Origin of the sequence: Serratia sp. Je.1.23.a, assembly GCF_051129805.1 — a bacterium.
GTDB classification, from domain to species: Bacteria; Pseudomonadota; Gammaproteobacteria; order Enterobacterales; family Enterobacteriaceae; genus Serratia; species Serratia liquefaciens.
Genome location: NZ_JBCPSR010000001.1, coordinates 505,165 through 521,926 on the forward strand (window position 1 = coordinate 505,165; position 16,762 = coordinate 521,926).

General features: G+C 56.1%; 18 protein-coding genes. 11 read left to right on the top strand and 7 right to left on the bottom strand.

Annotation, left to right across the window (positions count from 1 at the left end; translation table 11 throughout):
* Positions 1-30: 30 nt before the first annotated feature.
* Entirely contained in the window at positions 31-1,323 is a 1,293-nt protein-coding gene (locus tag AAZT04_RS02505; protein ID WP_261158503.1) for an oligosaccharide flippase family protein, read from the bottom strand.
* Between the two features lie 154 nt (positions 1,324-1,477).
* Here AAZT04_RS02505 and AAZT04_RS02510 point away from each other — a divergent pair, with 154 nt between their 5' ends.
* The gene (locus AAZT04_RS02510) at positions 1,478-2,332 is read left to right on the top strand and encodes an ATP-grasp fold amidoligase family protein (protein ID WP_174573893.1); all 855 of its coding nucleotides are present in this window, start codon (positions 1,478-1,480) and stop codon (positions 2,330-2,332) included.
* A gap of 15 nt (positions 2,333-2,347) precedes the next feature.
* Here AAZT04_RS02510 and AAZT04_RS02515 read toward each other — a convergent pair whose 3' ends face one another.
* Positions 2,348-3,250: a LysR substrate-binding domain-containing protein gene (locus tag AAZT04_RS02515; protein ID WP_334647435.1), complete on the bottom strand. Its 903-nt coding sequence runs from the start codon at positions 3,248-3,250 to the stop codon at positions 2,348-2,350.
* Between the two features lie 113 nt (positions 3,251-3,363).
* On the opposite strand from AAZT04_RS02515, the gene AAZT04_RS02520 reads away from it, so the two are divergent.
* Complete coding sequence (locus AAZT04_RS02520; protein WP_116690972.1) at positions 3,364-4,143, top strand: HalD/BesD family halogenase; 780 nt, start codon at positions 3,364-3,366, stop codon at positions 4,141-4,143.
* Positions 4,144-4,298: 155 nt separating this feature from the next.
* Here AAZT04_RS02520 and ansP read toward each other — a convergent pair whose 3' ends face one another.
* A complete protein-coding gene (gene ansP, locus AAZT04_RS02525; RefSeq protein ID WP_046374222.1) occupies positions 4,299-5,762 on the bottom strand; it encodes an L-asparagine permease in 1,464 nt (487 codons plus the stop codon).
* 446 nt (positions 5,763-6,208) lie between these two features.
* Positions 6,209-6,646 carry a PACE efflux transporter gene (locus AAZT04_RS02530; RefSeq protein WP_048761278.1) on the bottom strand — a complete coding sequence of 146 codons (438 nt, stop codon included), beginning with the start codon at positions 6,644-6,646 and terminating at the stop codon, positions 6,209-6,211.
* Between the two features lie 128 nt (positions 6,647-6,774).
* Between AAZT04_RS02530 and AAZT04_RS02535 the strand changes: the two genes are divergently transcribed.
* Together AAZT04_RS02535 and AAZT04_RS02540 are read left to right on the top strand one after the other, a co-directional pair.
* Positions 6,775-7,668 (top strand): LysR family transcriptional regulator, encoded by an 894-nt coding sequence (locus tag AAZT04_RS02535; RefSeq protein WP_020825752.1) that lies wholly within the window; start codon positions 6,775-6,777, stop codon positions 7,666-7,668.
* A gap of 78 nt (positions 7,669-7,746) precedes the next feature.
* A complete protein-coding gene (locus AAZT04_RS02540) occupies positions 7,747-8,373 on the top strand; it encodes a LysE family translocator (protein ID WP_046374220.1) in 627 nt (208 codons plus the stop codon).
* Positions 8,374-8,375: 2 nt separating this feature from the next.
* Here AAZT04_RS02540 and AAZT04_RS02545 read toward each other — a convergent pair whose 3' ends face one another.
* Together AAZT04_RS02545 and AAZT04_RS02550 are read right to left on the bottom strand one after the other, a co-directional pair.
* Positions 8,376-8,939, bottom strand: a complete 564-nt coding sequence (locus tag AAZT04_RS02545) for a DedA family protein (protein ID WP_020825754.1) — start codon at positions 8,937-8,939, stop codon at positions 8,376-8,378.
* A 50-nt stretch (positions 8,940-8,989) separates the two neighbouring features.
* Positions 8,990-9,670, bottom strand: coding sequence for a DJ-1/PfpI family protein (locus AAZT04_RS02550; RefSeq protein ID WP_046374219.1), 681 nt, complete (start codon positions 9,668-9,670; stop codon positions 8,990-8,992).
* Positions 9,671-9,761: 91 nt separating this feature from the next.
* Between AAZT04_RS02550 and AAZT04_RS02555 the strand changes: the two genes are divergently transcribed.
* The 3 genes from AAZT04_RS02555 to pbpG all read left to right on the top strand — a co-directional run bounded on the left by AAZT04_RS02555 (position 9,762) and on the right by pbpG (position 12,949).
* Positions 9,762-10,706 (top strand): GlxA family transcriptional regulator, encoded by a 945-nt coding sequence (locus tag AAZT04_RS02555; protein WP_046375069.1) that lies wholly within the window; start codon positions 9,762-9,764, stop codon positions 10,704-10,706.
* Between the two features lie 47 nt (positions 10,707-10,753).
* A complete protein-coding gene (locus AAZT04_RS02560) occupies positions 10,754-11,857 on the top strand; it encodes an adenosylhomocysteinase (protein WP_046374218.1) in 1,104 nt (367 codons plus the stop codon).
* Positions 11,858-12,019: 162 nt separating this feature from the next.
* Positions 12,020-12,949: a D-alanyl-D-alanine endopeptidase gene (pbpG, locus tag AAZT04_RS02565; RefSeq protein WP_020825758.1), complete on the top strand. Its 930-nt coding sequence runs from the start codon at positions 12,020-12,022 to the stop codon at positions 12,947-12,949.
* 35 nt (positions 12,950-12,984) lie between these two features.
* Here pbpG and AAZT04_RS02570 read toward each other — a convergent pair whose 3' ends face one another.
* The gene (locus tag AAZT04_RS02570) at positions 12,985-13,440 is read right to left on the bottom strand and encodes a GNAT family N-acetyltransferase (protein WP_048761291.1); all 456 of its coding nucleotides are present in this window, start codon (positions 13,438-13,440) and stop codon (positions 12,985-12,987) included.
* Between the two features lie 82 nt (positions 13,441-13,522).
* Between AAZT04_RS02570 and AAZT04_RS02575 the strand changes: the two genes are divergently transcribed.
* From AAZT04_RS02575 to AAZT04_RS02590, 4 genes are all read left to right on the top strand, one after another.
* Positions 13,523-13,927 (top strand): VOC family protein, encoded by a 405-nt coding sequence (locus AAZT04_RS02575; protein ID WP_041414313.1) that lies wholly within the window; start codon positions 13,523-13,525, stop codon positions 13,925-13,927.
* 65 nt (positions 13,928-13,992) lie between these two features.
* Positions 13,993-15,312, top strand: coding sequence for a sensor histidine kinase (locus AAZT04_RS02580; RefSeq protein ID WP_046374216.1), 1,320 nt, complete (start codon positions 13,993-13,995; stop codon positions 15,310-15,312).
* Positions 15,312-15,932: a response regulator transcription factor gene (locus AAZT04_RS02585; RefSeq protein ID WP_020825762.1), complete on the top strand. Its 621-nt coding sequence runs from the start codon at positions 15,312-15,314 to the stop codon at positions 15,930-15,932. The genes AAZT04_RS02580 and AAZT04_RS02585 overlap by 1 nt, the downstream gene beginning before the upstream one ends.
* A 159-nt stretch (positions 15,933-16,091) precedes the next feature.
* Positions 16,092-16,589, top strand: a complete 498-nt coding sequence (locus tag AAZT04_RS02590; RefSeq protein WP_048761298.1) for a GlcG/HbpS family heme-binding protein — start codon at positions 16,092-16,094, stop codon at positions 16,587-16,589.
* The last annotated feature ends 173 nt before the right edge of the window (positions 16,590-16,762 follow it).

A 16,762-nucleotide genomic window follows, 5' to 3' on the forward strand; every position in this document is an offset into this window, starting at 1 on the left:
ATGTGCTTTGCTCCCCGAAGCCTACCAACCTCAACCTGCGTGCTGAGTGCGTCTGATATAGGTCCAGGGGTTCAGCGAACGCAGATGCATTTGCAATACCGCGCCACGGCGGAAGAAGTAGTTAAGCAGGGTCAGTGACAACAGCTCTGTCAGCAGGGTGCTATAAGCGGCGCCCATCATGCCGTACTGGCGGATCAGAAAGTACGACAGCGGGATGTTGATGATAAACACCAGAAACATCTTCTTCGACAGGAAGCCATAGCCGGAGAAGAGCACAATGTATTTGTAGGCTACGGTGCCCAACGCGGAAAGCAGCGTTGAAACCGCCAAGACGCCCATCGCCGGATAGGCTGCCAAATATTGCTCCCCGTACAGCAACACGATGACCGGTTTGCCAAGCAAAACGATACCGGTCACGATGGCGGCGGCGATGGCCAGCACCAGCCCATTCAGTTTGGCGGCGGTGCGCATTGCGTCATCGCGGTGATAGGCGAAGATTTTGGCGAAAAACGAGGTGATCACCGCATCGGTAACAAACATCCAGGCGGTTGCCAGGGTGATGGCAACCGAGTAAATGCCCAGCGCTTGCGCCGAGACGAACCACATCAGGAACAGCTGCGCCAGCCGGGTATAAATGGCAATGGAGACATTGGAAACCGCCAGTGGCAAGCCGCTGGCGAGCAAATAGCGCACATATTTACGCCGTACGCGTTTTGGCGCGACAAAGCGCGGGTAACGGCGGTGGTAGATATGGTGGCGAATCAGGTAGGGGATCAGGTAAACCATCACGATCGGGATTGCCAGGAAGTACAGGTGCAGATCAAGATAAACAATCAGATAACGCACCAGCAGTGCGCTGCCCAACCCGGCTACGTTAGCCAGCGTATTGAAGCGTGATTCCAGCCGGGCGTCGTGATAAATGGTGAACACGTCTCTGAGCGAGAAGAAGCTGGCGACAAAGGTGGCAGCGCAAAAATAGAAGGTAATGAAATCTTCACGCAGCCCGGTGTAAATCAATATTGCCGCAGAGAGCAGCACAAAGCAGCCCTGTCGCAGCCGGTTGGTGGAGAACATCAGGGCGGTTCCGGAACCTGGGTTGCGGCTAATCCGCTTGAACAGCACGGTATCGGAGCCCAGCAGCGCCAGCGTTTGGGTAATGGCGAAAATAGCGGTAGCGAAGGTGATCTTGCCGAAGCTTTCCGGGCCAATGTATTTCGCCATATAGGCGGTAATGAAAATGACCCCCAGAATAGAGACCATTTTTTCGGATATCATCCAAAACGCATTTCTCACAATATTGATATCTATGAATTTTAATTTCATTGGTACTTTCCCTGTCGCCTCTAATAATAGGAATCGTCCGATTATTCCCTTACCCACTGTAAGGGATGCCCCGCAGGGTTTTATAATTGAGATGCAATAATCGGAATGTGAGAAGCATTCCTGCGTATGCTATGTTCATGGAAGAAAGAGAAGAATGAGAAAACTCGCAAAACGACTCTATCGGGCCGCACCCGATTTTATCTATTACCAAGTTAGCCATTATCTTGCCCACGGCTCTTGGGTTAGCTTCAAAAACCCGAAAACATTTTCAGAGAAGATTTATCAGCGCATGCGCTACCCGCATAATGATTTCAGTATGTTAGCGGATAAGGTGGCGGTCAGAGAGTATATTTCTCAGCGGGTTTCAGATAAATACCTAACGCCCATTATCATGATTACCGATAATTTTAGCGAACGGGACTACCTGGCCTTGCCACAATCATTTGTTATCAAAACCAATAATGCCTCTCAGCAGGTCAAGATAGTTAAAGATAAAAGTAAGGTCACCTATCAGGATATTACGAAAATTCTTAGGGAATGGTCTGGAATAACCTATTGGAAAAGATTTCGAGAAAAACACTACGCTAATATTCCGCAGAAAATTATTGTTGAGGAGCTGCTGGATATTGAATGCGACGGTGAGCTGATAGATTACAAAGTGCACGTGTTTAACGGCAAATACTCTTATTTATTCGTTGAGTTGTTACGTGGCGGGCCAGAGCCGACTTCGCTGGAGTTTTTGGACGAATATGCCCACCATTGTTTTTTCACCCAGGGTGACATTCCGCAGATCAATACGCTGAACCAGAAACCGGCGTTTTGGGATGAAATGATCCAGGTGGCGAAAGCGGTCTCGGCAGATCTGGATTATTGCCGCGTCGATTTTTATCTCACTCGCGACCAGATCTACATTGGTGAACTGACGCTCACGCCTGGCGCAGGCAACGAAGTTTATCTGCCGCGCGCGACGAATCTGCTGCTGGGCGAGATGATGTCCAAAGACGGGTAAACATTGCGACGCCGCTTACCGCGCGCTGTCCGCCGGTGCGATGCTTTGCAGCCACGCCAGAAATTCGGCGGCTTTGGGTTTGTCCAGCGTGCGTTGCGGGTAGACCACATAGTAAGGCTTGCTCAGCGGTAGCGTCGGTTCTGCCAGCGGCACCAGGGTTCCCTGAGCCAGTTCACGCTGGATCAGCTGCTGCTGGCCGAGCAAAACGCCGTGGCCCTCAACCGCGGCGTCAATCGCCAGCGAGGTCAGATTATAAGTCAGGCCGCGCCGCTGCGGCGGTGGTAACCCGGCGGCGCTGAACCACTCATGCCAGCCCGGCAGAAACTGGCTCTCCTTCCCCCAATCCACCTGAATCAGCGGCTGTTGAGTCCAGTCGCCGATCCTCTGTAACTGCGGGCTACATACCGGCTGCACGCCGTCCTGAAACAGCCGCACTTTTTCCATCAATGGATAGTCCTGATCGCCAAAGCTCAGGGCAAAATCCGCCGTTGAAGCGGCAAAATCGACCTCGGCGTGGGTGGCGTGCAGGCGAATATCCATCTGCGGATGCTGGTTCAGCCACTTGCCGATGGCCGGGTTCAGCCATTTTGACGCCAGGGCCGGCAAGGCAAAAATCGTCAATGCCTCTTGGCCCCGTTGGCGATCGACATGCTGTTGCGCCACGCGCAGCGTTTCAAACGCCTGCTGCACGTAGGCCAGGTAATCCGCCCCTTGTTCAGTCAGCGTCACGCCGCTTTTGGCGCGAATGAACAGTGTGATGCCCAGATGCTGCTCGAGCTGGCGGATCTGCTGGCTGACGGCGGCGGCGGTCAGCGCCAGGCTGTCTGCCGCTCTGGCCAGGCTGCCGGTACGGGCAGCGGTTTCAAACGCCAGAATGGCGCTCAGTTTGGGCAGGCGGCTGCGGGAAGGTGCGTTCATGGTGGCTATCGCTAAGAATTGGTTAGCTCATCCTTAACGCATTTTTGTTATTACGGCAATCCGACATTCGCTACAGTGAGGTTATCCGGCCCTTATGCCCTCAGGAGTTCAGCATGCAGCAACTTGCTCATATCATTGATTTATCCGCCAACCCGATTGGCGATGTTGCCTTTCAGGCCCGTTGCCGGGCGACGCTGGATGCGGCAGGGGCGCTGGTGTTACCCGGCTTTTTGACCGCCGCGGCGCTGGCGACGGTGCGTTTGGAGGGGGCAGAGCACAGCCCTGCGGCGTTTTATGCCGCCAGCAAGCACAATGTCTACCTGAAGCCGCAGGACGACGCCTTGCCGGCCGATCACCCACGCAACCGGCTGGTGGTTTCTTCCAAGGGGTGCATTACCGACGAGGATATCCCGGCGCAGTCGCCGCTGCGTACGCTGTACGATGCGCAATCCTTCCGCGATTTCCTCTGTGCGGTACTGCAAGAACAACAGCTGTACCCTTACGCCGATCGGCTGTCTTCAATCAATCTGCATTATGCCCATCGCGGGCAGGAGCTGGGCTGGCATTTTGACAATTCGTCGTTTGCCATCACGCTGCTGATCCAGAAACCGCGCGCCGGTGGGCAATTCGAGTACGTGGAAAACCTGCGGGATGCCGATCGTGGGGAGATGAATTACGCTGGCGTGTCGCAGGTATTGGACGGCGAACGGGCGGTTAAGACCTTGGCGATCGAAGAGGGGGATTTGGTGCTGTTCCGGGGACGCAATGCCATGCACCGCGTCACGCCAACCGAAGGCGATACCACCCGCATGCTGGTGGTGCTGGCCTACAATGCCCAGCCGGATATCGCGCTGTCGGAGAGCGCCAGAATGACCTTTTACGGCCGACTTTAAGAATAAAAAATTCAGAGGGCTGACAAGCCCGCATAAGGGTTAACCGATAGGGGTCGAACATGTTCGACCCGATTTAACCGATTGATTATGCAGTAGGGCGCGGCATGCAGCGCCCCTACTACGAATAACTGCCCCGAAAGGGGCAGTTAAGAGACTCAGTGGTGGGCTTCTTCATGAGCCTGCTGTTCCAGCTTCACTTCCTGAGCCCGCTTGCGCAGGCCGAACCAGCCCAGCGTCAGCAGCACCGCCAGCACCGGAATGGTGGCGATAGTCCAGGTGCCGTTCGGGTAGTCGAACGCCATCATGATGACGACCGCCAGCAGGAATGCCAGCGTTAGCCAAGAGGTGAAGGGCGCGCCGGGCATTCTGAAGGATACCGGCTGGGCGCGACCTTCGCGTACGGCTTTGCGCAAACGCATCTGGCACACGATGATAAACGCCCATGAGGCGATAATGCCCAGCGAAGCGATGTTCAGCACGATCTCAAACACCCGCGAAGGCACCAGATAGTTAAGCAAAACGCCAATCACATAGATGCCGCAGGTCACCAGAATGCCGGCGTAAGGCACTTGCTGGCTGCTCATTTTGGCCATGAATTTCGGCGCTGACCCGCCCATCGACAGTGAACGCAGGATACGACCGGTGGAGTACAGGCCGGAGTTGAGGCTGGAAAGTGCTGCGGTCAGCACCACGATATTCATGATGGTGCCGATATAAGGCACGCCCAACTTGCTGAAGAAGGTAACGAACGGGCTTTGGCCCGCCTGGTAGGCGTTCCACGGCAGCAGCAGCACCAGCAGTACCACCGAACCGACGTAGAACAGGCCAATGCGCCAGATCACGCTGTTGATCGCTTTTGGCATCATTTTGGCCGGATCCTTACACTCACCGGCGGCGGTGCCGATCAGCTCAATCCCGGCGAAGGCGAAGATAACACCCTGCACTAACACCAGCGCTGGCAGCAGCCCGTGCGGGAACATGCCGCCGTTTTCAGTAATCAGGTGCAGGCCGGTGGTGTTGCCGGCCACCGGGGTACCGGTGCCGAGGAACACTACCCCCACCACCAGGAACAATGCGATGGCGACGACTTTGATCAGGGCGAACCAGAACTCCATTTCGGCGAACCACTTCACGCCGATCATGTTCATGGTGGCAACCACGCCGAGGGCGCAGAGCGCGAACAGCCATTGTGGGACGTCGGCGAAGGTGCCCCAGTAGTGCATGTACAGCGCCACCGCGGTGATATCGACGATGCCGGTCATTGCCCAGTTGAGGAAATACATCCACCCGGCGACGTAAGAGGCTTTTTCGCCGAGAAACTCACGGGCATAAGACACGAAGCTGCCGCTGGACGGGCGATGCAAAACCAATTCGCCCAATGCGCGCAGAATGAAGAAAGAGAATATACCACACACCAGATATACCAGCGCCAGTGCCGGGCCGGCCAATTCCAGACGGCCACCGGTACCGAGGAACAGGCCGGTACCGATTGAACCGCCGATAGCGATCATCTGTATTTGTCGATTGCCCATGCTTTTGTGATAACCGGATTCATGGGAGTCTAACCATCGTCTTCTGGCTGCGTGCTTGTCATGCGCAGACTTTTTATTTGATTGCATTATCCGTCCTGTTTACCTGTCTATGGAATTACCCTGCTCTGGCTTCAGAGCAAACGATTGCTATGGACAATCGTTATGAGAATGAGGTCATGGCATCATTCTGCTGTTTATTGTGTATACAAGCCGCCACGAAATAACGGCGAAGCATGCTACCTTTTCTCAGTAAATGTGGCAAAAAATCCTGCGTATAAATCGTGAACAAGTGTGTTTGTTTTTTGTTCTATATATAAAAGAATATATTATTCAATAAGATGGTTGATTTTATCAAGACGGAAATATCGAGGAATAAAAAGTGATTAAAATCACATAATAATAATTACCGTGCAAACTACAGGGAATTTTTCTTATTAATGGGTGAGGTGAAAGGAGGGGATAATAAGACCTCCCAACCTGTGGTGATATTGTCCGCAGGCGGGAGATAATAAACGGAGATATTTGGCCGATTTTTAGGCGGATTCACCGGCCGGCAGAGCCGAAGTCGGCAGGCCGAATACCTTGTCGAACACCCAGTTAAACACAAAGGTGTAGCACGGGATAATCACTATCAGGGCCATATCCAGCAGCAGCGCCTGCCACAGCGTAATTCCCATCCACCAGGCAATCAGCGGGATCAGGTAAACCACTAACGTTAATTGAAAGCCTATGGCGTGCAGAATACGGCGTTTAAGCGTACGGCCGCGTGAGGCCTGGCGACTTTCCCACAGCTCAAACAGCGAGTTGTAGATGAAGTTCCAGGTGACGGCGATAGTGGTAATGATCACCGCCAGCGGCCCGGTGCTGCTGGGGGCACTGCCGGAAAGCAGCGCCAGCCCGAGCGCTGAGATCGCCATGCCGATAATTTCATAGGCGGTGACATACACCAGTTTGCGTTTAACGCCTTGCATTACTCATCTCCTGACTGATTTCTTGGCTTTGTGGTCGAGTGACCTTTTGCCGTCTGGCGGGTAAGATAACGTCAACTACATTGATAGAAAAAGTCAGGAGCTGTCAGTTTTACTGACAGGAAGGCGCAATGAATTTTTCCAGCGACAATATAGAGCTGTTTCTGGCGGTACTGGATCGCGGTTCGTTTTCCGCCGCGGCCCGATCGCTGCGCCGCGTACCTTCGGCGGTGAGTATGGGGATCGCCAATATGGAGGCGGAACTGGGGTTTCAACTGTTTGATCGTTCGCACCGCGAGCCGGTGCCGACCGCGTTGGCATTGGCCCTGGCGCCCCATGCGCGACTGATAGCCGAACAGCTTAAGCAGTTGCAGAACCACGCTATCGAACTGTCGCAAGGGCTGGAGAGCACCTTGTCGATTGGCGTTGCCTCGGACATCAATAGCAGTGGCCTGCTGACGGCGATCAACACGCTGGCGGAGCGCTATCCGCTGCTGAATATTGAAGTGCTGACCGCTCCGCAGGATGACGTGGTGCATATGCTGCATCAAGAGCGAGTCGACGTTTGCCTGGCATTTGGCGGACTAAACATCAACAGCCAGGAACAGTTTCACTTCGTCGGCGCGGAATCGCTGGTTGCCATGCTTTCGCCACGGCACCCGGCGTTGCAGGGGGCGCCGGATGAGCTGTTCCTCGAGGATTTGGTCAACGTGCGGCAGATAATGGTGGCCAGCCGTGATTTGCCGATCGCCGATCTGCGGCCGCGGGTGGCGGAATCTTACTGGCGCACCGACAGCCTGCCGATGGCGCTGAACATGGTCGAGGCGGGTTTGGGGTGGGGCAATTTCCCGCTATCGCTGACCGCACCATTGTTAGCTCAGGGTCGGTTGATCAGGCTGAAATTTAAAAACACCAAAAATGAGCTGCGATTGCCGATACATCTTGTCTGGTTGAAAAGCCGACCGTTGGATAAGGCCGCCCGCGAACTGGTGGCCCTGATGCGCGACGCGTCGCAGGCGGAATAATCCCGGCGGCCGTATTGCTTTTGTTTTTATCGCTGGGCTACTTTGAACCGTGGCATTTACGAAGGGAGTGCGGAAAGTATGATCAGCGAGACGGCATTATCGGTATTGAGCATTACTGGCGCCATTGCGCTGGGGGCAATGAGTCCGGGACAAAGCTTTATTCTGGTGGCGCGTACGGCCGTGGCATCGTCGCGCCGCGACGGTATGGCAGTCGCGCTGGGTATGGGCGTCGGCTGCTTTATTTTTGCACTGGTGGCTCTGTTGGGGCTGCAGTCATTGCTGTTGGCATTGCCATGGCTGTACTCCACGCTGAAAGTGCTGGGGGGCGCTTACCTGGTCTACCTGGCGTTCAAAATGCTGCGTGGGGCGAGTCAACCGTTGAACGTGGAGGTCGTCGGCGCGCAGTCTCTGGGCTTTCGCAAGGCCTTTACCACGGGGCTATTGACCCAGTTGAGCAACCCGAACACCGCCATCGTGTTCGGCAGCGTGTTTGCCGCCTTGCTCAGCCATAAAATCTCGCCGCTGATGTACATTATTCTGCCGGTGATCGCCCTGACGGTTGACGTCCTCTGGTATGCCTTCGTGGCCTTTGTGTTGTCATCACCACGTCCGCGTCGCGCCTACCTGCGTTTTAAAGCCTGGTTCGATCGGGTAGGCGGCGGAGTGTTGGCCTTGCTCGGTGTGAAACTGATGCTGAACCGATAAGCTTAATCGGCATGCCGACGGCGCCACCAAAACCGTACTAGCAGAATGGCGGCGATCACCAGCGCGCAGAACAGCACGCTGGTGAGTCTTTTATCGAAGCCCGAGATAAAGCGGCCGATCGCCTCGCCACCAAAATAGCCCAGCAGCACAAAGATTGTCGCCCACAGGATGGCGCCCAGAATGTTCAGTGGTACAAAGCGTGACGGCGGCAGCTTGCTGGCGCCGATCAGAACCGGGCCGATAATGCGGAAGCCATACATAAAACGTACGCCAATCACGAACAGCATTGGGTGGCGTGCGATCAGCTTTCTGGCGCGTTCGATGCGTTTTTCCTGGCTTTTCATACGTGAAATGACCCGTCCGCCGAAGCGACGGCCCAGGAAAAACAGCAGTTGATCCCCCAGCGTGCCGCCCAACGCCACCACCGCAATAACCCAGGGCAGATGTAACAGTCCCTGATGTGCCGCAATGCCGCCCAGCAGCGTGATGGTTTCGCCTTCGGCCAGACAGCCGATAAACAGCGCCCAATAACCGTAGTCCGTAATGTAGTGGGCTAAATCCGCCATTCTGATCCCCTATGTCTTTAACACATAAGGTTAAGTATACGCCCTGTGCGCTAGCCGCGGGCGGCAATCTGCGCCACCAACGCTCGACGTTGCCGCAAACTGTCGGCCATTTGCGCCTGAACCCGGGCCAGGACATGCGCCGGCGCCAGTTCCGGCGTCCCTCCCTGGAAAGGCGGTGCCGGCGCATATTCCAGATACAGTTGGATCATTTGCGCGGTTTCCTCATCGTGCAATTCGGCGATTAATGCCAGGGCGAAATCGATGCCAGCAGTCACGCCGCCGCCGCTGATGACGTTACCGTCACGCTCTACCCGGGCATGACTGGGGAGGGCACCGAACAGCGCCAGGCTTTCGCGCATGCTCCAGTGACAGGCGGCGCGTTTGCCCTGCAGCAAACCGGCAGCGGCCAGGATCAGCGAACCGGTACACACGGAGGTCAGATAGCGGGCATCAAGTCCCAGACGGCGGATCTGGCTCATAAAGGCGTCGTTTTCCAGCGCCTGGGTACAGCCGGCGCCGCCCGGTACGCACAGCACGTCGCAGCGCGTGACTTCTTCCAGCTTCTGCAACTGGGTAAAGTACAATCCTTCGGCGCTGATATCTGCGCCACCGACGGAGGCCACGACAATTTCGGCCCCCGGCATGTGTCGCAAGAACTGCAGTGGCCCGGTAAAGTCCAGCTGGGTGACGCCCTGATAGATCGGAAAAACAATCACTAATGGTTCAGACATGATATTCGCCTCAGTTTTGTCATTTGCTTTGGGTAATAATAGCGACCCTGTTTTTGGCTGATATGACGGATAACCCTCAAAAAGCGCCATGATGAAAAATATCGGCTTTGTGGTCTTCCCCGGCTTTAATCTGCTCGACTTCGCCGGGCCATTGGCGGCCTTTGATAATGCCAACCAGTTTACGGCGACCCAGGCCTATCGGTGTCTGCCGCTCTCGGAACGGGGCGGCAGCGTGGCGAGCTCTTCGGGTGTGGAAGTGCTCACTCAGCCGTTTGGCGAACATCGCCTTGATACGCTATTGATTGCCGGAGGCAGCGGCAACGTCGTCGCCACCCAGTCGGCGGGGCTATTGGCGTTTCTGCACCGGCAAAGCCGGCAGGCACGGCGCATGGCCAGCGTGTGCACCGGTGCATTTATACTGGCGGCTGCCGGGTTGCTGGACGGCAAGCGCGCGACTACTCATTGGTACCATGCCGCACGGCTGCAACAGAGTTATCCGCGTATCCGCGTCGACAGCAATCGTATTTATATCCGCGACGGTGCGATCTGGACTTCGGCGGGCATCACTGCCGGTATCGATTTGGCGCTGGCGATGGTCGAGGAAGATCTCGGTAGCGCATTGGCGGCCAGTGTGGCGCGGCAACTGGTGGTGTATCACCGGCGTCCGGGCGGGCAGTCGCAGTATTCCTTGCTGCTGGAGCTCAACCCGTCTTCAGATCGCATTCGCAACGCGCTCTCTTATGCTCGCGAACACCTCCATCATCCGCTGACGGTGGGCGATCTGGCGGACGCCGCCTGTCTGAGCGAGCGGCAGTTTGGCCGCTTGTTCCGCGCCGAAACCGGCCAGACGCCGGCCAAGGTGATTGAACAATTGCGAGTCGAGGCCGCCAGGGTCAGGATTGAAGAAGGTCACGAAGCGCTGGAGAGCATCGCCCGCGCCGTCGGGTTCAGTGACCCGGAGCGTATGCGGCGGGCCTTCATCCGTCTGTTTGGCCTGTCGCCACAGGCGATAAAGCGCCTGAGCCGCAGTGGTTAAATCATTCTGCCGTGCCCCGGTGGCGCGGCGCAGTAGAGGAGCGACAGATGTATCAGGATTTTGAAAGTGAGCTGAACTGGGCGATGCGTCACATGCCGCGTACCCGGGCGGCCGTTGCTGCACTGCCGGATTTAAGCGGCGTGCGTCTGGCGTGCAATATGCACCTGGATCTGAAAATGGCCCCGCTGGTGGCGGGCCTGTTGGATAAGGGCGCTGCCATCTATCTGACCACCTGCAACCCGACCACGGTGCAGGATGACGTGGTCGCCTGGCTGGAACGCCGTGGGGCACAGGCTCACGCCTGGCGCGACATGAGCGACGCCGATTGGTCGGCATCGTTTGACCGCGCGCTGGCCTGGGGGCCTACCCACCTGTGCGAAATGGGGGCGGATCTGACTACCCGCCTGCACCAGTCTGCCGACGGCCCGCAGATTATCGCCGGGCTGGAAGCGACAGGTTCCGGCATCAGTCGACTGAACGGTATGGCACCGCGCTATCCTATTTTTAACTGGGACGATTTGCCGGTAAAAGAAGGGCTGCATAACCGTCACATGGTCGGCTTGACCGCCTGGCACACCTTCTTCCAGACCACCCATTTGACGCTGCATGAGAAATGCGTGCTGGTGATTGGCTATGGTTTGGTTGGGCAGGGCGTTGCGGCAGCGGCGAAAGCTTACGGCGGCCAGGTGATCGTGGCGGAAATCGATCCGGCGCGTGCGCTGCAGGCGCGTTATGACGGCTGGGCGGTCGTTGATTTGGCCAGTGCGGTCGGCCAGGCCGATGTAATTGCCACGGCAACCGGGGCAAAAAACGTGCTATCAGCGCAGCATCTGCAGCAGGCGAAAGACGGGGTGTTCATCCTCAACGTCGGCCATGTAACGGCGGAAATTGACGTCGGTTTCCTGCAGAACTTGCCGCACAGCGAGCCTATGCCGTTTGTAAATGCCTACCAACTTGGCGACAAACAGTTGTACTTGTTGGCCAATGGTTCAATGTTCAATCTGACGGCGGGCTACGGCGACAGCCTGAATGCCTTCGATGTGACGCTGGCGGTGATGGCTGCAGGCATTGGCCATATCGTCGGGGACGGCGCACGCCAGGCCCCTGGGTTGTACCTGTTGCCGCAGTCGGCCTGGCAACCGGCACTGTAACTTTTTCAACGCGGGCGTTCATCCCAGAGCGCTCGCGGTTTGCGCAATTATCTCTCCGACAGAATTTGTCACAAATCGGCTGACATAATCCCAGTGCCAATGGGAGAACCCTCACATATAATTCGGCCAAATAAGACCTTCATCTTCTTCAGTGACAGAGTAATGCATGTGAAAAAACGTGTTTTGGTACTAGCCCTGCTCGCTTTGCAGGCAGGGGCAGGCTTCGCGCCGCGCGCGCTGGCCAGCGAAAATAACGCCGTCACCCGGGCCGCCCAGCCTGAGCTGGCTTCCGGCAGCGCCATGGTGGTGGATATGCAGACCCACAAGGTGATGTATGCCCGCAACCCGGATGAAGTGGTGCCGATCGCCTCCATCACCAAGCTGATGACGGCAATGGTGACGCTGGACGCCCATCTGCCGCTGGATGAAATGCTGTCGGTAGATATTCACCAGACGCCGGAGATGAAAGGGGTCTATTCGCGCGTACGGCTGAACAGTGAGATCAGCCGTAAAGATATGCTGCTGTTGGCGCTGATGTCGTCGGAAAACCGTGCTGCCGCCAGTCTGGCGCATCATTACCCGGGTGGGTACGGTGCATTTATCAAAGCGATGAACGCCAAAGCCAGGGCGCTGGGCATGACCAACACGCGTTATGTGGAACCGACCGGGCTGTCGATCAAAAACGTCTCTACCGCCCGCGACCTGACCAAACTGTTGATCGCCACCAAGCAATATCCGCTGATTGGCCAGCTCAGCACCACCACCGAACGCATGGCGAGCTTCAAGGATCCGAACTATACGCTGCCGTTCCGCAATACCAATCATCTGGTATACAACCCGAAATGGAACATCCAGCTGACCAAAACCGGCTTCACTAACGAAGCGGGACACTGCCTGGCGATGCGCACCATGATCGGCAGTCATTCCGTGTCGCTGGTGGTGCTGGACGCCTTTGGCAAGTATACCCACTTCGCCGATGCCAACCGCCTGCGCAGTTGGATCGAAACCGGTAAGGTGACGCCAATCCCTGCCGCTGCCCGTGACTACCGCCGTCAGAAAGACGCCCGTCTGGCGAAGAACGAAACCGAATAATCGATGCTGTGGCCTGCGGAGCTGTTCGCAGGCCGTTACCGTCCCTCAGGACGCCGGATCACAAAACCCCGCTCCCGATCGCCGTCGAACCCGGCGCGCAGATACAGCTGATGTGCCCCGGTGCGCTGTTGACCGGAGAGCAGCATCACTTTGTAGCAACCTTTCCGCCATGCCAGTTGCAATGCGTATTCAAGCATCGCTAAAGCAATACCTTGTCCGCGATACGCCTGAGCAGTGACCACGTGCTCAATGATGCCGAAGGGTTGCCCCTGATTCACTAGCCCCGGCACCATCGCCAGCATGCAGGTCGCCACCGGTTGGTCATCGACCACGCTGACCACCAGACGAATCGACGGGTTGTCCAGCAGGCGTTGCAAAGTACGCTGGGCATTATCCGGACGCAGTGGCTGATCCTGCGGGCGTAACTCCCTGTACAGCGCCTGCAGGCCGGCAAGATCGCTCAATTGGGCCTGACGGTGGATGACGGTCATATTTCCTCCTTTCAATCGCCGTGAAGGCGTATCCATCCGCTATCATCAATTAATACCATATTGCACGCGAGGGCAGCATCCCATGAGCCACGTTTCTACCTTTGTCATGTTTCAGGGCCAGGCCCAACAGGCGATAGATCTTTATAGCGAACTGTTTGCCGGTTTCCAGGTTCAGCAACTGCTGCATTTTGATGAGCGCGATGGCGGGCCGCGACGGATCAAGCAGGCTACCATCGATTTTGATCGGCATAATCTGGTGTTTATTGACAGCCCGGTCAGCCATGACTTCAGCTTTACCCCGGCGGTCTCGCTTCACGTGAACTTGGCCACCGAGGCGGAGCTTGAAAGGATCTTCGCCCGCTTGGCAGAGGGCGGCGAGGTGCTTATGCCGATTGATGATTATGGTTTCAGCGCGCGCTTCGGGTGGTTGAACGACCGCTTTGGCCTGTCCTGGCAACTGAACGTGCCTGCCGGTGATGCCGGCTGAGATACCCGCACCCGCTCTTTTATGGTATTTAAGCGTTCAGAAAATTTGCGCAGGGATGGATGGGTATGTTCAAGATAATGGGCTGGTTAGCGTTGGCTCTGCTCTCCAGCGGCGGGCTGACAGCCTATTTTTTGCAGCAGCAGTACGAAGAGAAAAGCGCTGATTTTCGTATACTTTATCGCGACGTGACGGTGAAGCTTTCACAGCACGACGCCATCATTCCGCTATTGCCGGCCAGCCAATACAGCCGGGAAGTGCAGAGGATCTTTCCGCAAATCATCCATTGGCGTTCTCATCCTGGTATTGAACCGCGACGGCTCATCGTAGTGGAACAAAATGGGCGCTACTGGCTCAATGCCGGTAACCAGTCGTTGTTGATCGATCTGAACCAATTGATGAACGAATTGGTGGGAGAAAACGGCTTCCGGCACCTGGTGGTGCGTTGGAACGGTCAGACCTTATTTGAGCGCGGGGCGGCGCAGGCTTCCTACTATTGGCAATGGGAAAAGGTGATAGCCAGCCAGTCGCAGCCTTTTGTGCTGGCCGCCGGTGACGATCCGAACTGGGCTACGCTGCCCTGGCCCCTGATCCTGTCTCCTGCATTGTTCTGGGGACTGGTGCTTTACTTGATTAACCAATATCGAACCAACCGTCGGCGGCGAGATATCGCCGATCTGCGTGCCCATTACGCCGAAATCACACGGCTCAATACCCTGGGCGAACTGACCGCCGGTATCGTGCATGAACTTAACCAGCCCCTCACCGCGATTTTGAGTTACAACCAAACGGCCTTGCGTCTGGTTCGGCAACAGCACACCGAACAACTGCCGCAGTTGCTTGAGGCCGCCGTGGTTCAAATCAAGCGCACCGACGCATTACTGCAGCAATTTCGTCAGAAGCTGACCAGTGAGCGAGTCGATTATCAACCCGTCGCGCTGGGCGCACTCTGGGCCCGGGTGAGGACGCTGTTGGACAATGAAATTCGGGGCAATAAAGTCAAAATTAACAGCAGCATTCCTGACAATTTGCCCAGGCTGTTTGCTCCGCCGCTGTGGATAGAGCAAATTCTGCACAACATCGCCAGCAATGCGATTCAGGCGCAAGAAAATAATGCTGTCGGGACGGCTTGGATCAACCTGGCAGCCACGGCGACCGACGAGGGGATTGCTTTAACCCTGACTGACGGTGGCCCAGGGCTATCGGAACAGGCTCTGCAGCATGTATTTATGCCGTTTTTCACCACGCGCGCCCAGGGTATAGGATTGGGGATGGCCTTGACGGATACGCTGATCCAACGTCTTAACGGCACCATCGAAGCGACGAATATTGTCGGGCAAGGGGCCTGCTTCCGACTCTGGTTACCGATACACCCTGAGGAGAGATGATGAACCAAACCATTTACCTTATTGACGACGAACCGGCCATTCTCTCCTCGCTTAGCGCCTTGCTGGGTACCGTCGGTTGGCAAACCCGTACTTACAGCAGTGCGCTGGCGTTTCAGCAAGGCGTCGGTGAGCTGCATGGCTTAACCGGCTGTCTGCTGCTGGATATCAGGATGCCGGGCAAAACCGGGCTGACGCTGTTGGAGGAATGGCAACGGCAAGGGTTGGCGATCCCGGTGATCATCATGACCGGGCACGCGAACATTGATTTATGCCGCCGGGCCTTCAAAAACGGCGCCTTCGAATTCCTGACCAAACCGATCGACGCCGATTTACTGTTCGAAGTGGTCGGCAGCGCATTGGAACAGCAGCAGAACTTGCAGGAGCGGCAACAAAAAATACGCCTGATGCAACACCGGCTGGCTACGTTGACTGCTCGCGAACAGGATATTTTTGAGCACATTATGCAGGGGAATTCGAGCAAGGAGATCGCTCGCGTTTTTGCACTGTCGCCGCGCACCGTGGAGGCCCACCGGGCCAACATCTTCGCCAAGCTGGACGTCAACTCTCTGCCCAAACTGATGAACGAATATGGCGAGCTGGCGCTGCTGAAAAAAATGTAAAAACGCTTTGTTATTGATGAAAATGGGGCGCAAGTCCCGTCCCAAGGGCATTCTAGGTAAAATTACTTAATCGCGTAGGTAATCACGCCAATAGTGTGCTGCGGCTGCACCTTTTACTATTCCTGATATCCACAAGGGACAAGCAAGGAGCAAGCCAGTATGAAAATCATCATTTCAAGCATCATTTTACTCAGCAGCGTGACGTCGTTCGCCAGCATGGCCGGCGGCGTTCTCAGTGAAAAAAACCTTTCCCTCGACCTGGCCGATAAACTGGCTCAGAGCGCTATTCAGACCTGCAGTGCGAAAAACTATAACGTCGCCGTTACGCTGGTCGATCGCGCCGGTACCCCGCTTGTCATCAAGAAAATGGATAACGCCGGTCCGCATACGATCGAAGCCAGTCGCATGAAGGCGTTTACCGCCCTCAGCACCAAAAACCCGACGGAAAACGTGATGAAGAATGCTCAGGCTAACCCAGGGGCGGCAAACCTGCGCGATATCCCGGGCTTCTTGTTGCTGGCGGGCGGCGTACCGGTGAAATCTGGGGACGTGGTCATCGGTGCCATTGGCATTGGTGGGGCACCGGGCGGGGATCTTGATCAGCAGTGCGCGCTGGAAGCCTTGAAAAATAACCAGAGTAGCCTGAATGCCGGGTGATCTTTTTTAACGGTTACCGCCGCTTCTTAGGGCGCGTTAACCTGATGACCGGCACGGCTATACGCTTTTACCCACTGGATGATTTGCTGCAACCTCCTGGGCAATCATCCAGCAATACTTCCTGTTTATCCCCCGTCTCTCCTCCCAATCGTTATTTCTCCACTAAAATATTC

Excerpts from the sequence above, each read along its gene's own strand:
- AAZT04_RS02505 (WP_261158503.1), bottom strand. The coding sequence starts at position 1,323 with ATGAAATTAAAATTCATAGATATCAATATTGTGAGAAATGCGTTTTGG.
- AAZT04_RS02560 (WP_046374218.1), top strand. The coding sequence starts at position 10,754 with ATGTATCAGGATTTTGAAAGTGAGCTGAACTGGGCGATGCGTCACATG.
- AAZT04_RS02515 (WP_334647435.1), bottom strand. The coding sequence starts at position 3,250 with ATGAACGCACCTTCCCGCAGCCGCCTGCCCAAACTGAGCGCCATTCTG.
- AAZT04_RS02520 (WP_116690972.1), top strand. The coding sequence starts at position 3,364 with ATGCAGCAACTTGCTCATATCATTGATTTATCCGCCAACCCGATTGGC.
- AAZT04_RS02590 (WP_048761298.1), top strand. The coding sequence starts at position 16,092 with ATGAAAATCATCATTTCAAGCATCATTTTACTCAGCAGCGTGACGTCG.
- AAZT04_RS02535 (WP_020825752.1), top strand. The coding sequence starts at position 6,775 with ATGAATTTTTCCAGCGACAATATAGAGCTGTTTCTGGCGGTACTGGAT.
- AAZT04_RS02540 (WP_046374220.1), top strand. The coding sequence starts at position 7,747 with ATGATCAGCGAGACGGCATTATCGGTATTGAGCATTACTGGCGCCATT.
- pbpG (WP_020825758.1), top strand. The coding sequence starts at position 12,020 with ATGCATGTGAAAAAACGTGTTTTGGTACTAGCCCTGCTCGCTTTGCAG.
- AAZT04_RS02585 (WP_020825762.1), top strand. The coding sequence starts at position 15,312 with ATGAACCAAACCATTTACCTTATTGACGACGAACCGGCCATTCTCTCC.
- AAZT04_RS02575 (WP_041414313.1), top strand. The coding sequence starts at position 13,523 with ATGAGCCACGTTTCTACCTTTGTCATGTTTCAGGGCCAGGCCCAACAG.
- AAZT04_RS02530 (WP_048761278.1), bottom strand. The coding sequence starts at position 6,646 with ATGCAAGGCGTTAAACGCAAACTGGTGTATGTCACCGCCTATGAAATT.
- AAZT04_RS02555 (WP_046375069.1), top strand. The coding sequence starts at position 9,762 with ATGAAAAATATCGGCTTTGTGGTCTTCCCCGGCTTTAATCTGCTCGAC.
- AAZT04_RS02545 (WP_020825754.1), bottom strand. The coding sequence starts at position 8,939 with ATGGCGGATTTAGCCCACTACATTACGGACTACGGTTATTGGGCGCTG.
- AAZT04_RS02550 (WP_046374219.1), bottom strand. The coding sequence starts at position 9,670 with ATGTCTGAACCATTAGTGATTGTTTTTCCGATCTATCAGGGCGTCACC.
- AAZT04_RS02580 (WP_046374216.1), top strand. The coding sequence starts at position 13,993 with ATGTTCAAGATAATGGGCTGGTTAGCGTTGGCTCTGCTCTCCAGCGGC.
- AAZT04_RS02510 (WP_174573893.1), top strand. The coding sequence starts at position 1,478 with ATGAGAAAACTCGCAAAACGACTCTATCGGGCCGCACCCGATTTTATC.
- AAZT04_RS02570 (WP_048761291.1), bottom strand. The coding sequence starts at position 13,440 with ATGACCGTCATCCACCGTCAGGCCCAATTGAGCGATCTTGCCGGCCTG.
- ansP (WP_046374222.1), bottom strand. The coding sequence starts at position 5,762 with ATGCAATCAAATAAAAAGTCTGCGCATGACAAGCACGCAGCCAGAAGA.